Source organism: Nocardia ignorata NBRC 108230 (assembly GCF_001612905.1).
In the GTDB taxonomy this organism is placed as follows: domain Bacteria; phylum Actinomycetota; class Actinomycetes; order Mycobacteriales; family Mycobacteriaceae; genus Nocardia; species Nocardia ignorata.
Map to the genome: position 1 here is coordinate 276065 of NZ_BDBI01000012.1, position 12336 is coordinate 288400.

General features: G+C 66.9%; 15 protein-coding genes and 1 pseudogene. 12 read left to right on the forward strand and 4 right to left on the reverse strand.

Annotation, left to right across the window (positions count from 1 at the left end):
• Positions 1–138: 138 nt before the first annotated feature.
• From NI2_RS12495 to NI2_RS12515, 5 genes are read left to right on the forward strand one after another with little or no spacing between them, the layout of a single operon-like run.
• Positions 139–1581, forward strand: coding sequence for a form I ribulose bisphosphate carboxylase large subunit (locus NI2_RS12495; protein WP_067489955.1), 1443 nt, complete (start codon positions 139–141; stop codon positions 1579–1581).
• 11 nt (positions 1582–1592) lie between these two features.
• Complete coding sequence (locus NI2_RS12500) at positions 1593–2015, forward strand: ribulose bisphosphate carboxylase small subunit (protein WP_067489958.1); 423 nt, start codon at positions 1593–1595, stop codon at positions 2013–2015.
• A complete protein-coding gene (locus tag NI2_RS12505) occupies positions 2005–3009 on the forward strand; it encodes an AAA family ATPase (RefSeq protein WP_067489961.1) in 1005 nt (334 codons plus the stop codon). Before NI2_RS12500 ends, NI2_RS12505 begins: the two co-directional genes overlap by 11 nt.
• Complete coding sequence (locus tag NI2_RS12510) at positions 2994–4076, forward strand: class 1 fructose-bisphosphatase (protein ID WP_067489964.1); 1083 nt, start codon at positions 2994–2996, stop codon at positions 4074–4076. Before NI2_RS12505 ends, NI2_RS12510 begins: the two co-directional genes overlap by 16 nt.
• 10 nt (positions 4077–4086) lie before the next feature.
• Positions 4087–4965: a phosphoribulokinase gene (locus NI2_RS12515; protein ID WP_067489967.1), complete on the forward strand. Its 879-nt coding sequence runs from the start codon at positions 4087–4089 to the stop codon at positions 4963–4965.
• On the opposite strand, the gene NI2_RS12520 is transcribed toward NI2_RS12515, so the two are convergent.
• Both NI2_RS12520 and dinB read right to left on the reverse strand, forming a co-directional pair.
• The gene (locus NI2_RS12520; protein ID WP_067489970.1) at positions 4966–5316 is read right to left on the reverse strand and encodes a PLD nuclease N-terminal domain-containing protein; all 351 of its coding nucleotides are present in this window, start codon (positions 5314–5316) and stop codon (positions 4966–4968) included. It lies immediately after the preceding gene.
• A gap of 92 nt (positions 5317–5408) precedes the next feature.
• Positions 5409–6644, reverse strand: coding sequence for a DNA polymerase IV (gene dinB, locus NI2_RS12525; RefSeq protein WP_067489973.1), 1236 nt, complete (start codon positions 6642–6644; stop codon positions 5409–5411).
• A gap of 733 nt (positions 6645–7377) precedes the next feature.
• On the opposite strand from dinB, the gene NI2_RS12530 reads away from it, so the two are divergent.
• From NI2_RS12530 to NI2_RS12550, 5 genes are all read left to right on the forward strand, one after another.
• Positions 7378–8391, forward strand: coding sequence for a winged helix DNA-binding domain-containing protein (locus NI2_RS12530; protein ID WP_243750002.1), 1014 nt, complete (start codon positions 7378–7380; stop codon positions 8389–8391).
• Positions 8392–8479: 88 nt separating this feature from the next.
• The gene (locus NI2_RS12535) at positions 8480–9559 is read left to right on the forward strand and encodes an NAD(P)H-dependent amine dehydrogenase family protein (protein WP_067489979.1); all 1080 of its coding nucleotides are present in this window, start codon (positions 8480–8482) and stop codon (positions 9557–9559) included.
• The gene (locus NI2_RS12540; protein WP_067489982.1) at positions 9556–10035 is read left to right on the forward strand and encodes a carboxymuconolactone decarboxylase family protein; all 480 of its coding nucleotides are present in this window, start codon (positions 9556–9558) and stop codon (positions 10033–10035) included. The genes NI2_RS12535 and NI2_RS12540 overlap by 4 nt, the downstream gene beginning before the upstream one ends.
• A gap of 48 nt (positions 10036–10083) precedes the next feature.
• Positions 10084–10494: an NUDIX hydrolase gene (locus NI2_RS12545; RefSeq protein WP_208115375.1), complete on the forward strand. Its 411-nt coding sequence runs from the start codon at positions 10084–10086 to the stop codon at positions 10492–10494.
• Positions 10491–10982: a hypothetical protein gene (locus tag NI2_RS12550; RefSeq protein WP_067489985.1), complete on the forward strand. Its 492-nt coding sequence runs from the start codon at positions 10491–10493 to the stop codon at positions 10980–10982. The genes NI2_RS12545 and NI2_RS12550 overlap by 4 nt, the downstream gene beginning before the upstream one ends.
• A 4-nt stretch (positions 10983–10986) precedes the next feature.
• Here NI2_RS12550 and NI2_RS12555 read toward each other — a convergent pair whose 3' ends face one another.
• The gene (locus NI2_RS12555) at positions 10987–11397 is read right to left on the reverse strand and encodes a winged helix-turn-helix transcriptional regulator (RefSeq protein ID WP_067489988.1); all 411 of its coding nucleotides are present in this window, start codon (positions 11395–11397) and stop codon (positions 10987–10989) included.
• Positions 11398–11515: 118 nt separating this feature from the next.
• Positions 11516–11680, reverse strand: coding sequence for a hypothetical protein (locus NI2_RS35110; protein ID WP_243750001.1), 165 nt, complete (start codon positions 11678–11680; stop codon positions 11516–11518).
• On the opposite strand from NI2_RS35110, the pseudogene NI2_RS35725 reads away from it, so the two are divergent.
• Both NI2_RS35725 and NI2_RS35115 read left to right on the forward strand, forming a co-directional pair.
• A pseudogene (locus NI2_RS35725) lies at positions 11607–11765 on the forward strand (alcohol dehydrogenase catalytic domain-containing protein); the annotation flags it as partial. The gene NI2_RS35110 and the pseudogene NI2_RS35725 sit on opposite strands and share 74 nt — an antisense overlap.
• 34 nt (positions 11766–11799) lie before the next feature.
• The gene (locus NI2_RS35115) at positions 11800–12333 is read left to right on the forward strand and encodes a zinc-binding dehydrogenase (RefSeq protein ID WP_243750000.1); all 534 of its coding nucleotides are present in this window, start codon (positions 11800–11802) and stop codon (positions 12331–12333) included.
• The last annotated feature ends 3 nt before the right edge of the window (positions 12334–12336 follow it).

Below are 12336 nucleotides of genomic sequence, written 5' to 3' on the forward strand. Positions count from 1 at the left end.
AACTGACCCTGCCCATACCCGACGGTAGCAAACTCAACGTTTCGGTTGAGCGTTGTCGGAAACATTCTGATTGTTTCCCGGGCCGGTGGCCCCCATCCTGGAATTCGCTACGGGACAGCGGATTCCACAGGAGGAACCATGGCGGAAGAAACCGAACGGGATCGTTGGGATCCGGGTGTACAGTCCTATGCCTCGATGGGCTATTACTCGCCCGACTACGTGCCCGCCGACACCGACGTGCTCGCCGTGTTCCGGGTGACCCCCCAGCCCGGTGTCGATCCGATCGAGGCGGCGGCCGCGGTGGCGGGTGAATCCTCCACTGCCACTTGGACTGTCGTATGGACCGACCGGCTCACCGCGCATTCGAAGTATCAGGCCAAGTGCTACCGGGTAGACCCGGTGCCTGGGCGTGAGGGCGAGTACTTCGCCTATATCGCCTACGATCTGGATCTTTTCGAGGAAGGGTCGATCACCAACCTCACCTCCTCGGTGATCGGCAATGTGTTCGGGTTCAAACCATTGCTGGCATTGCGCCTCGAGGACATGCGCATTCCGGTGGCGTATGTGAAAACCTTCCAGGGTCCGCCGCACGGCACGGTGATGGAACGCGAATACCTCAACAAATACGGCAGACCACTGCTCGGTGCCACGGTGAAACCGAAGCTCGGTTTGTCGGCCCGCAATTACGGGCGCGTGATCTACGAGGCCTGCAAGGGTGGCCTCGATTTCACCAAGGACGACGAGAACATCAATTCGCAGCCTTTCATGCGCTGGCGCGACCGGTACCTGTTCGCGATGGAGGGGGTGAACCGGGCGATGGCCGAAACGGGTGAGATCAAAGGCCATTACCTCAATGTCACCGCCGCGACGATGGAGGACATGTACGAGCGGGCCGAGTTCGCCAAGGAAATCGGGTCGGTCGTCATCATGATGGACCTGACCGTGGGTTATACGGCGATGCAGTCGATGTCGAAGTGGGCGCGGCGCAACGGCGTGCTGCTGCATCTGCACCGGGCCGGGCATTCGACGTTCACCCGGCAGAAGACGCACGGGGTGAGTTTCCGGGTGCTGGCCAAATGGTGCCGGCTGATCGGGGTGGATCATCTGCACGCGGGAACCGTGGTCGGCAAATTGGAAGGCGATCCAGCGACGACCCGCGGTTTCTACGACACCTTGCGCGAGAACCACATTCCGGCGCAGCTGAGCAACGGCATCTTCTTCGATCAGGAGTGGGCCAGCCTGCCCGGTGTGATGCCGGTGGCCTCCGGCGGTATCCACGCGGGTCAGATGCATCAGCTGCTCGACCTGTTCGGTGACGATGTGATCCTGCAGTTCGGTGGCGGAACGATCGGTCATCCGCTCGGTATCGCGGCGGGCGCCGAAGCCAACCGGGTGGCGCTCGAAGCAGTGGTCAAGGCCCGCAACGAGGGCCGTGACCTGCTCAAAGAAGGTCCCGATGTGTTGCGGACGGCGGCCTCGACGTGCCGTCCGCTCGAGGTCGCGCTGTCGACCTGGGGTGATGTCACCTTCGATTACACGTCCACCGACGCACCCGACGCGGTGCCGACGCCGAGCCTGTAGGGAGACCGGTCATGTATTTGCGACACGGGACGTTCTCGTATCTGCCCGAACTCACCGACACCGAGATCGCCGCCCAGGTGCGGTACGCACTGCTCAACAACTGGCCGGTGTCGATCGAGTACACCGACGATCCGCATCCGCGCAACACCTACTGGGAGATGTGGGGGCTGCCGCTGTTCGATCTGGACGAACCCGACGGGGTGCTCGCGGAGATCAACGCCTGCCGGTCGACGTTTCCACGCCACTATGTGCGGGTCAACGCCTATGACGCCACCTACACCAAGCAGACGACGGCGCTGAGTTTCCTGGTGCAGCGTCCGGCCGAGGAGCCCGGTTTCGAACTGGCTCGCGCCGAGGGCGCCGACCGCCGCCAGGTCTACAGCGTGCGCTCCTACGCCACCGAACGTCCGCAGGGTCAGCGGTATGGGGGCTGAGGGAACCGCCAACGGTTTCCGGTTGCCTCGGCCGGGCGTCACCGACGTCCGGCCGTCGCGTCCGGTCGAGGACGTGGCGCAGACCGAGGAGCTGCTCGATGCCGATGCGCTGCTGGATCTTTCGCAGGATCTGGCCGGTCACGATGTGGCCGAGACCCTGACCGCGCTGGATGCCGAACTGATCGGGCTGGCGAATGTGAAGCTGCGGGTGCGTGAGATCGCGGCGCTGTTGATGATCGATCGGGCGCGCCGCCGGTTCGGTCTCGAGTCGTCGCGCCCGACGATGCACATGAGTTTCACCGGCCCACCGGGCACCGGCAAGACGACGGTGGCGTTGCGGATGGCGCAGATGCTGCACGCGCTGGGCTATATCCGTAAACCGAAGGTGCACACGGTGACCCGCGACGATCTCGTCGGTCAGTTCATCGGTCACACCGCCCCGAAGACCAAGGAGGCGATCGCCAAGGCCGCCGGTGGGGTGTTGTTCATCGATGAGGCCTATTACCTGTTCCGTCCGGAGAACGAACGCGATTACGGGCAGGAGGTGATCGAGATCCTGCTGCAGGAGATGGAGAACGAGCGGGCGAATCTGGTGGTGATCTTCGCCGGTTACCCGGATCGGATGGACAAGTTCTTCTCGGCCAATCCGGGGTTGTCGTCGCGGGTGGCGCATCACCTGGAGTTCGTCGATTACACCAAGGAGGAATTGCTCGCCATCGCGGAGCTGATGGTGGCGGCGGAGAATTTCGTTTTCGACGCCGCGGCGCGCGAGGCGTTCTCCCGGTATCTGACGGTGCGGATGACGCGACCCCGGTTCTCCAACGCGCGCAGTGTGCGCAATGCGATCGATCGGTGCCGATTGCGCCAGGCCAAGCGACTGGTGGAAGCGGGCCGGCCGTTGTCACGCGAGGATCTGGTCACGTTGTGCGCCGAGGACGTGTTGGGCAGCAGTGTTTTCGAGGAGGTGGGTGCCTCGCCATGCCGACCAGTTTGAAAACGCTGACCCGCTACACGATCGAGGAGGAACACCGTCATCCCGGGTCGTCGGGGGAATTCTCCGCACTGGTGAATGTGGTCGCCACCGCCACCAAGATCATCGCCAATCAGGTGACACGCGGGGCGATTCCGGGACGCGAGGACGGGCCGCTGTCGGCGAGCGACCGTCTCGACGCGTTGACCGACGAGATCATGGTGGCCCAGACCCAATGGACCGGCCACCTGTCGGGGTTGCTGTCCGAGCAGCGTGCCACCGCACTGGCCGTACCGGCCACCCAGCGGCGCGGCAAGTACCTGCTGGCGTTCGACGCTCTCGACGGGTCGAGCAATATCGACGTGAATCTGCCGGTGGGTTCGATCTTCAGCATTCTGCGCGCACCGCAGGAGGTGCTCGAGGGCACCGCCGAACCGTGCGACGCCGACTTCCTGCAGCCCGGTGTGCGGCAGGTGTGCGCGGGGTTCACCCTGTACGGGCCTGCCACGATGCTGGTACTCACCACCGGCAGCGGCGTCGACGGGTTCACCCTCGACCGGGAGATCGGCGCGTTCGTGCTCACCCACCCGCGCATGCGGATCCCGCAGGACACTTCGGGTTTCGCGATCAACGCCGCCAACGAACGGTTCTGGGAGCGGCCGGTGCGCCGGTATGTGCAGGAGTGCCTGGAAGGGGTGGACGGGCCGAGGGGCCGTGATTTCAACATGCGCTGGGTGGCGTCGCTGGTCGCCGACACCTTTCACATCCTGACCAGGGGTGGCATGTATCTGTACCCGCGTGACACCCGCAATCCGGCACGGCCGGGGCGGGTTTCGCTGCTGTACGGCGCCAATCCGATCGCGTTCATCGTCGAGCAGGCGGGCGGAGCCGCCACCACCGGGCACGAGCGGGTGATGCTGGTGCCGCCGACGCAGGTGCATCAGCGGGTGCCGCTCATCTTCGGGTCCCGCAATGAGGTGTTGCGGGTCGAGCGGTATCACACCGAGCCCGACGAGGGCCCCAGCTTCGACAGTTCGCTGTTCGGGACGCGTTCGCTGTTCCGGCCGGCCAAGCACGACCAGCGCACCTAGGAGCCGCCCTATGTCGGTCAAACATCCTGTCGTCGCGATCACCGGGTCCTCCGGTGCCGGAACGACCAGTGTGACACGCACTTTCGAGGAGATCTTCCGCCGCGAGGGGATCAGCGCGGTGGTGGTGGAGGGCGATTCGTTCCATCGCTACGACCGGTCGGAGATGAAACTGGCGATGGCCGAGGCCGAAGCGCAGGCCAACACCACGTTCTCCCATTTCGGGGAGGACGCGAATCTGCTGCCCGAGCTCGAGGCGCTGTTCCGGGAGTACGGCGAAACCGGTGTCGGGCAGGTGCGCAAGTACCTGCACGACGACGAGGAGGCCAAACCCTACGGGCAGCCGGCGGGCACGTTCACCCCGTGGGAGGACCTCGCGCCGGGGAGCGATCTGCTGTTCTACGAGGGTCTGCACGGTGCGGCCGTGACCGACTCGGTGAATATCGCCCAGCACACCGACCTGCTGGTGGGGGTGGTGCCGATCATCAACCTCGAGTGGATCCAGAAGGTGTATCGCGACAAGACCCACCGCGGCTATTCCAGTGAGGCGGTGATCGATACGATCCTGCGCCGCATGCCCGACTACGTGAAATACATCTGCCCGCAGTTCTCCCGGACCTACGTGAATTTCCAGCGGGTGCCGACGGTCGACACGTCCAATCCGTTCATCGCGCGCAGCATCCCGACGGCCGACGAGAGCTTCGTGGTGATCCGGTTCGCCGATCCGAAGGTGATCGACTTCCCGTATCTGCTGTCGATGCTGCACGATTCGTTCATGTCGCGGCCCAACAGCATCGTGGTGCCGGGCGGGAAGATGGAGCTGGCGATGCAGCTGATCTTCACACCGTTGATCCTGCGGTTGATGGACAAACGGCCCAAACGCACTCTGTGATCAGACCTCGTCGTTGTCCTGCTGCTGTTGCCTACGGGCCTCGCGGCGCTGCTGTTCGGCGCGCTCACGCAGGCCGCGCAGGAAGGCCTCGTCGTCGTCGGGGTTGGTGGCGATGTGGCGGCCGGGCCGGTCGTACTCACTGAAGCGGGTATTGGACGCCGGGCGCGACGGGCCGATCGGGCGTCCGGCGAACAGCCACAGCAGTGCGCCGATGGTCGGCAGCAGGACGACGACGATCAGCCAGCCCATCTTCGGCAGGTGGCGGATGCCGTCGTCGGGGCTGGTCACGATGTCGACGAGGCAGTACACCCACAGGGCAAGGGTCAGGAACCCGATGATCGCGTAGTGCATTGCGGCAGTCCTCTTCGTGGTGGATGGACGCCAGGACCCCGACGCCCCCGGCAGCAAGGATGCCGTATGTGCGGGTGGATGTCGTGCCGGGGTCAGTCGGGCAGCAGCGGCACCGACAGGCCCTCGCCGCGATCGAGCAGGGCCGCGCGGGTGACGGCGGCGGAGCCGAAGCGGCGGCGCAGGTCGTCGAGGGTGGCGTCGAGGGTGTTGTCGGCGCGTGGTTCCAGCGGGAGGGTCAGCTGCATGGTGTCGGCGTCGTCGAGGTTGGTCAGCGACAGGCCGATGAGGGTGATGCCGCGTTCGGCGATCAGTGGTGTGGCGGTGTCGAGTAGGTGGTGGGCGGCCTGGCGGATGGCGGTGGTGGCGTCGGTGGCCTCGGCCAGGGTGTGCGAGCGGGTGGCGTGGGTGAAGTCGTCGAAACGTAAGCGCAGCACCACGGTTCGGCACACCCGGTCGGCGGCGCGTAGGCGGCGGCCGAGGCGGTCGGTGAGTCCGTCGAGGTAGGCGGCGATCTCGTCGGGTTCGCGGTGGCGGCGGCCCAGCGCCCGTTGGGCGCCGATGGAACGGCGGCGTTTGCCGGTTTCCACGCGGCGAGGGTCGCGGGCCCACGACAGGGCGAACAGGTGCCGGGCGGCGGCGGGACCGAGGATGGCGCGCAGGTGGGCTTCGCCGAGTTCGGCGAGTTGACCGACGCGGGTGATGTTGTTGGCGTGCAGGGTGGCGGCGGTGACTTTGCCGACGCCCCATAATCGTTCGACCGGCAGCGGGTGCAGGAAGTCCAGTTCGCCGCCGGGTTCGACTGAGCGTAAACCATCGGGTTTGGCGACCGCGGAAGCGACTTTGGCCAGGAACTTGTTGCGGGCGATGCCGACGGAGATGGGCAACCCGACCTCGGTGCGGATGCGTTCGCGCAACCTTCGGGCGATGTCGACCGGTTCCCCGCTGATCCGCCGCAACCCACCGACGTCGAGGAACGCCTCGTCGATGGAGATGCCCTCCACGATCGGAGTGGTGTCGTGGAAGATCGCGAACACCGCCTTGCTCGCCTCGGCATAGGCCGACATCCGCGGCGGCACCACCACCGCATGCGGACACACCCGCAACGCCTGCCCCGCGTTCATCGGCGTCCGCACCCCGAATGCCTTGGCCTCATAGCTGGCGGCCAGCACCACCCCACCGCCGACGAGCACCGGTTTCCCCCGCAACCACGGCTGATCCCGCTGCTCGACCGAGGCATAGAACGAATCCAGATCGGCATGCAGGATCGACGCCTCGTCACGGGACTGGATACGAGGGCGGCGCGGGGCAGCGGAGTCGGACACGAACATATGTTCGCATCGATGTCCGACAAGAACGAGACGCTCCAGGAGCCGTCCGCAAATGCTCGGCGAACATTAGACCTCGTGAAGTTTCCGGATACTCACGACCACTTGCGAACCTCGAAGCGGGCGTGCGACAGCTTCCATCTCAGCCCGTGTGCCCTCCAGCCCTGACCCGCGCAATTCTTCCGCCATCGCCCGCGGCCTGCACCAGCGAGAGAGAACGCACCACACGCAATGTCCGCATCAGACTCGCGATGGGTACGCAGTCCCTGGTTCGGAGAACGACCGGACCGTTCGCGGCAAGGATCGCTTCGCGAAAGCCAGCCTGCGGGAGGTCGTCGCAGCTCGTCCAGACCGCCCCGCACGCCGAGCAGCATCCGTCCAGGTCCCACCGATGGTGTGTGCCAACCAGCGCCTCGGTCAGGGTGGCGACTGTTGTCGTGCCGCATTCGATGCAAGGAGTCGGATAGGGCGCGGACTCGGCGACGATGTCCGTTTCCGCATGGCTCATCCGTGTCCCCTGTTCGTGGATTCTGTCGGGACATTCGTGTGCTGCCCAACGACTCGACTGTAGGTGGCGGGCAGGTAGGTTGTCGGACCCCTCTGCTGAGATGGGGATCGGGACCGTCGGTGAAAGAGGTTGGTGCGCATGGTGAGCGTCGGGTGGGATCAGGTGTTTGCGTGGCGGTTGGGGCGGCAATTCGTGGCGCCTCGGGGAGGTGGGGCTGTCGAGGAGATCGTGGGGCGGCTCGTGGGGGTGCAGGCGCAGGTGGGATCGGCGGCGGAGACCGCTGTTGCTGTGCGCGGTGGGGCGGCGAACGCGGTGGGGGAAGCGCTATCGGTGGGTGGGTTGGTGAAGACGTGGGCGATGCGGGGGACGTTGCATGCGATGGTGCCGGGGCAGGCCGCGGCGGCGTTGGCGTTGATGGGGTCGGCTCGGACGTGGGAGAAGGCGTCGTGGGTGAAGACGTTCGGGGCCACTCCGGAGCAGGTGGCGGCGTTGGTGGAGGTGGTGTCGGGGGTGCTGGCGGAGCGGGTGCTCACGCGCGAGGAGTTGGTTGAGGCGGTGCTTGCCGAGCCGGGGTTCGGGCATCTGGGGGAGCAGTTGCGGTCGGGATGGGGTGCGGTGCTCAAGCCGCTGGCGTGGCAGGGGGCGTTGTGTCACGGACCTATGCGTGGCACGAAGATCACCTTCACTTCGCCGGGGAACCTGGTGGCGGGCTGGTCCGGCCTGCCAGAACCCGACGTGGCGGCGCCCGCGCTGATCCGGGCGTACCTGGGCGCCTACGGTCCGGCGACGCCGGAGTCCTTCGATGCTTGGCTCAGCCGCAACAGCTTGCGTAAGACGGTGGTGCGTGGATGGTTCGCGGCCCTGGGCGACGAACTGACCGAGATCGAGGTGGAAGGCCGAAAAGGGTGGCTGCCCACCGAATTCGTCGACGAACTCACGGCCGCGACCCCGGATGATGCGATCCATCTGCTAGGGCCGTTCGACCAGTACGTTCTCGGCCCCGGCACCGGCGACACCGCGCTCCTGGCGGTCGAGCATCGGGGGAAGGTCAGCAGGACGGCCGGTTGGATCTCACCGCTGGTGCTGATGGGCGGCCGGATCGCGGGTACGTGGGAGCAGCAGGGCGAGCAGGTGGTGGTCACGCCGTTCGACGGCGCGCGGTTGCCGAAGCGAGCGTTGGGTGCGGCGGTGGAGCGGCTCGCCACCGCGATCGGCAGCGACCTCACCGTGCGCGTCGAGTAATCGGCACGCCGTCACATCGGGGGGCGGTCGCTCGAATCCGGTTTCGCGATCCGCCACGGGCGAACCAAGCGCTTGCTACGGTGAGGCGATGATCCCCACGATCGTCTGGGGCACCGGCAATGTCGGTCGCGCGGCCATCCGTTGCGTCACCGCTCATCCGGCGCTGGAACTGTCCGCGGTGCTCGTCCACGACCCCGCGAAGGTCGGCCGCGATGCCGGTGACCTCGCCGGTCTCGACACCCAGCTCGGCGTGCGCGCGACCGACGACATCGACGCCGTGCTCGCGAACCGCCCCCGTGCGGTGGTGTACGCGGCGTCCGGCGATATCCGCCCCGACGACGCGCTCGCCGACATCGTGCGCGCGATCCGGGCCGGTGCCGTGGTCGTGACGCCCGCGCTCTACGCCCTCTACGACCCCCGTAACGCGCCCGCCGAGATCCGTGACCCGGTGCTGGCGGCGATCGAGGACGGCGGTGGTTCGCTGTTCGTGTCCGGCGTCGACCCCGGTTGGGGCAACGACGTGCTGCCGGTGCTGATCAGCGGGCTCGCGGGCACCTTGGACGTGGTGCGCTGCCAGGAGATCTTCGACTACTCCACCTACGACCAACCCGACTCGGTGCGTTACCTGGTGGGGATGGGGCAGCCGATGGACTATCAGCCTCCGATGCTGTTGCCCTCGGTGCCGACGATGGTGTGGGGCGGGCAGATCCGATTGCTGGCCAGGGCACTGGACGTGGAACTGGACGATGTCCGTGAGACCGTCGAGCGGCGTGCACTCGATGCCACGGTGCAGACGGTGCGGATGGGTGAGTTCGGGGCGGGCACGCAGGGGGCGGTGCGTTTCGAGGTGCAGGGCATCGTCGAGGGCGAGGCACGCATCATCATCGAGCATGTCACCCGTATCCACCCGGACTGCGCGCCGGACTGGCCCTCGCCACCAGACGGGGAGGGTGCGCACCGGGTGATCATCGAGGGCAGCCCGCGCATCGAGGTGAACGTGACCGCCACCGACGAGGGCGGTAACCGGGCAGCGGGCGGAAATGCCACGGCGGTGGGCAGATTGGTCAACGCGATCGACTGGCTGGTCGCCGCCGAACCAGGTCTCTACGACGCGCTCGAGGTTCCGTTGCGCGCCGCGGTCGGCAAACTCGGAAGGAAGATCCCATGATCATCGACGTGCCGCAGGGCAAGGATCCCATCGGGTATGTGTGGGGCGAGATGGTGCCCGGTATCGGTGTCGCGGCCGCGGCGTTCTCGCTGTCGGTGTACGAGCACTCCACGCTCGGGCTGCGGGAGTTCGAGGCGGCCCGGTTGCGCATCGCCCAGATCAACGGGTGCCTGTTCTGTCAGGACTGGCGCACCGAACGCGACGGGGTGAAGGTCGAACCGGAGTTCGCCGACGCGGTCACCGACTGGCGCGACACCGACCGGTTCGACGAGCGAACCCGTTTGGCGGCCGAATACGCCGAGCGCTATGCCACCGATCATCACGGTCTCGACGAGGACTTCTGGGCCCGCATGTTCGACCACTACACCCAGCCCGAGGTGGTCGAGTTGAGCATGAGCATCGGTTCGTGGCTGGCTTTCGGCCGCCTCAACCGGGTCCTCGGCTTGGACACGGCCTGCGTGCTGCCTGGGCATTGAGCCGCGCGGCCGCGCCCGGCGGGCCCGGGTGGGGTTAGGCTGCGGGCCGTGGAGTCTCCGATTCGGCAGCTGATCGACACCGTGGCCTGGGTCCTGATCGACAACGGGCGCATCCTGTGCGCCCGCCCGCGCGGCAAGGATGTCTTCTACATTCCCGGCGGCAAACGCGAGGGCGCGGAAACGGATCTCGAGACGCTGGTGCGTGAGGTGGCCGAGGAACTGACCGTGGAGTTGTCGGCCGAGACCGCGGTCCATGTGGGCACCTATGAGGCGCACGTTTCCCACGACGAGGACACCGTGGTGCGGATGGCCTGTTACACCGCCGAGTACCGGGGCGTGCTGACGGCGAGCAGCGAGATCGAGGCATTGGCGTGGTTCGGTTTCGGCGACCGTGATCTGGTTCCGCCGGTCGACCAGTTGCTGTTCGACGACCTCGCCGCCTCGGGGGCTCTGCGGTGATCGCCGCGGCGGCCCGCTCGGCGAGCTTCGAGTTGGTCGCGGTGCCGCTGGCTTTCACTCGGGTCCGCACCCGGGTGCGGGTGGCGCGGCGGATGCTGCGGGAACCGGTGGGTGCTCATGGTGTGTCGCTGCCCCGGTGCCTGGTGCATTCGGTGCTGTCGGCGGGGGTGGGTGTCGTCGGCTGGTTCCTGGTGCTGTTGAGCGTGCTGGTGCTCGTTCGCGGTCTGGCCTACCCGCTGCTGGTCGGTGACGGGTACCGGAATGCCTGGGGCGGGCCGACTCTGGCCGGTGCGTGGGCGGTGCACGCGCTGCTCGCGGTGCTCCTCGCACCACTGTTCCTCGCGGTGGTCGCGGCGCTGGGGCGGTTGCAGGTCCGGTTGATCCACACCGTGCTGGGCGGTCACCGGTCGTGGTGGCCGGTCCCGCTCGCCGTGCTGCTCACGGCGGCGGGCACGCTGTTCTTCATCGCCTGGTCACACCAGATCTGAGCGGTTACGCCTCGCCGGGAGTTCGGGCTTCGTAGATGGAGCGCGCGTGCTCGACTTCGTTCATATGTTGTTCGGCCCAGGCTTTCACCGCCTGCATCACCGGCAGCAAGGAATGACCGAGCTCGGTGAGCTGGTAGTCGACGCGCACCGGGACGCTCGGTCGCACAGTGCGCGTGATCAAGCCGTCGCGTTCCAGGTTCCGCAGGGTCTGGGTGAGCATCTTCTGGCTCACGCTGGCCAATCGGCGTTGCAGGTCGCTGTAGCGATGGGGGCCGTCGGCCAAAGCATTGACGGTCAGGCTCACCCATTTGTCCGAGATCCGGTCCAGCAGTTTGCGCGCGGGACATTCGGCGAGGTAGGCGTCGTAGGCGGCGCTGCGTTCGGCGCGCAGTTGTGCTGCGGTACGGGTGGGCATGGGGGAACCTCCGCGTGCGGTGGGCACCTCGAAGTGCGTACTTCCCGCTGGAGTGTAGCTCTCCAATAGTGGTGTGCATGAACGATGTACAGACGATGCGGGCCGTTGTCGCTCACGGTTACGGTGGTCCCGAGGTGTTGCGGCTGGTCGAGGTGCCGGTTCCCGAGCCCGGGGTCGGGCAGGTCCGGATCCGGGTGCGGGCGGCGACGATGAATCCGGTCGACCTGGTCACGCGGGCGGGCGCCCTGGTCGAGGCCGGGCTGATGGCGGTGCGGGAGGTCACCGGAATCGGATGGGATGTCGCGGGCGTGGTCGACCGGCTCGGTCCGGGAGTGCCGGAATTCTCGGAAGGGCAGCGGGTGATCGGTCTGCGTGACCTGCTGGATGTGTCCGTTGGTACCTATGCCGAGTACGTGGTTCTCGATAACGCAGTCTCTCGATCTGCTCGGGTTGGCACCGGGCGACACCCTGCTGGTGACCGGCGCGAATGGTGCCGTCGGTGGGTTCGCCGTGGAAATCGCGGCGCACCAGGGGCTTCGGGTGGTCGCCCAGGGTTCCGACGCGGAGTTTCTCGGCTCGATCGGTGCGGAATGGACCGTCGCACGCGATGCCGATCTGATCGCGGAGGTTCGCCGCTCGGTTCCCGGCGGTGTGCACGGCGCCCTCGACACCGCCGGCCTGGGCGGCCGGGCCTTGGCCGCGGTACGCAATCGTGGCCGGTTCGTCACTGTGGTCGGTGGCGGCGATCCGATTCCGTTGCGTGGCATCACGGTTCAGCACGAATGGATCCACGCCGACGGGGCGGGGCTCGCGCGCCTCGCCGAGCGCGAACTCACCACCCGTGTCGCCGCGACTCTGCCGCTCGACGACGCCGCACAGGCCCACTCCCGCCTCGCCGCGGGTGGGCTCACCGGTCGTCTCGTGTTGATCCCGTGACGG

Bases quoted from the DNA above. Each gene is read 5' to 3' on its own strand.
- NI2_RS12500 (WP_067489958.1), top strand. From the start codon at position 1,593: ATGTATTTGCGACACGGGACGTTCTCGTATCTGCCCGAACTCACCGAC.
- NI2_RS12535 (WP_067489979.1), top strand. From the start codon at position 8,480: ATGATCCCCACGATCGTCTGGGGCACCGGCAATGTCGGTCGCGCGGCC.
- NI2_RS12515 (WP_067489967.1), top strand. From the start codon at position 4,087: ATGTCGGTCAAACATCCTGTCGTCGCGATCACCGGGTCCTCCGGTGCC.
- NI2_RS35115 (WP_243750000.1), top strand. From the start codon at position 11,800: ATGCCGAGTACGTGGTTCTCGATAACGCAGTCTCTCGATCTGCTCGGG.
- NI2_RS12540 (WP_067489982.1), top strand. From the start codon at position 9,556: ATGATCATCGACGTGCCGCAGGGCAAGGATCCCATCGGGTATGTGTGG.
- NI2_RS12505 (WP_067489961.1), top strand. From the start codon at position 2,005: ATGGGGGCTGAGGGAACCGCCAACGGTTTCCGGTTGCCTCGGCCGGGC.
- NI2_RS12555 (WP_067489988.1), bottom strand. From the start codon at position 11,397: ATGCCCACCCGTACCGCAGCACAACTGCGCGCCGAACGCAGCGCCGCC.
- NI2_RS12510 (WP_067489964.1), top strand. From the start codon at position 2,994: ATGCCGACCAGTTTGAAAACGCTGACCCGCTACACGATCGAGGAGGAA.
- dinB (WP_067489973.1), bottom strand. From the start codon at position 6,644: ATGTTCGTGTCCGACTCCGCTGCCCCGCGCCGCCCTCGTATCCAGTCC.
- NI2_RS12520 (WP_067489970.1), bottom strand. From the start codon at position 5,316: ATGCACTACGCGATCATCGGGTTCCTGACCCTTGCCCTGTGGGTGTAC.
- NI2_RS12495 (WP_067489955.1), top strand. From the start codon at position 139: ATGGCGGAAGAAACCGAACGGGATCGTTGGGATCCGGGTGTACAGTCC.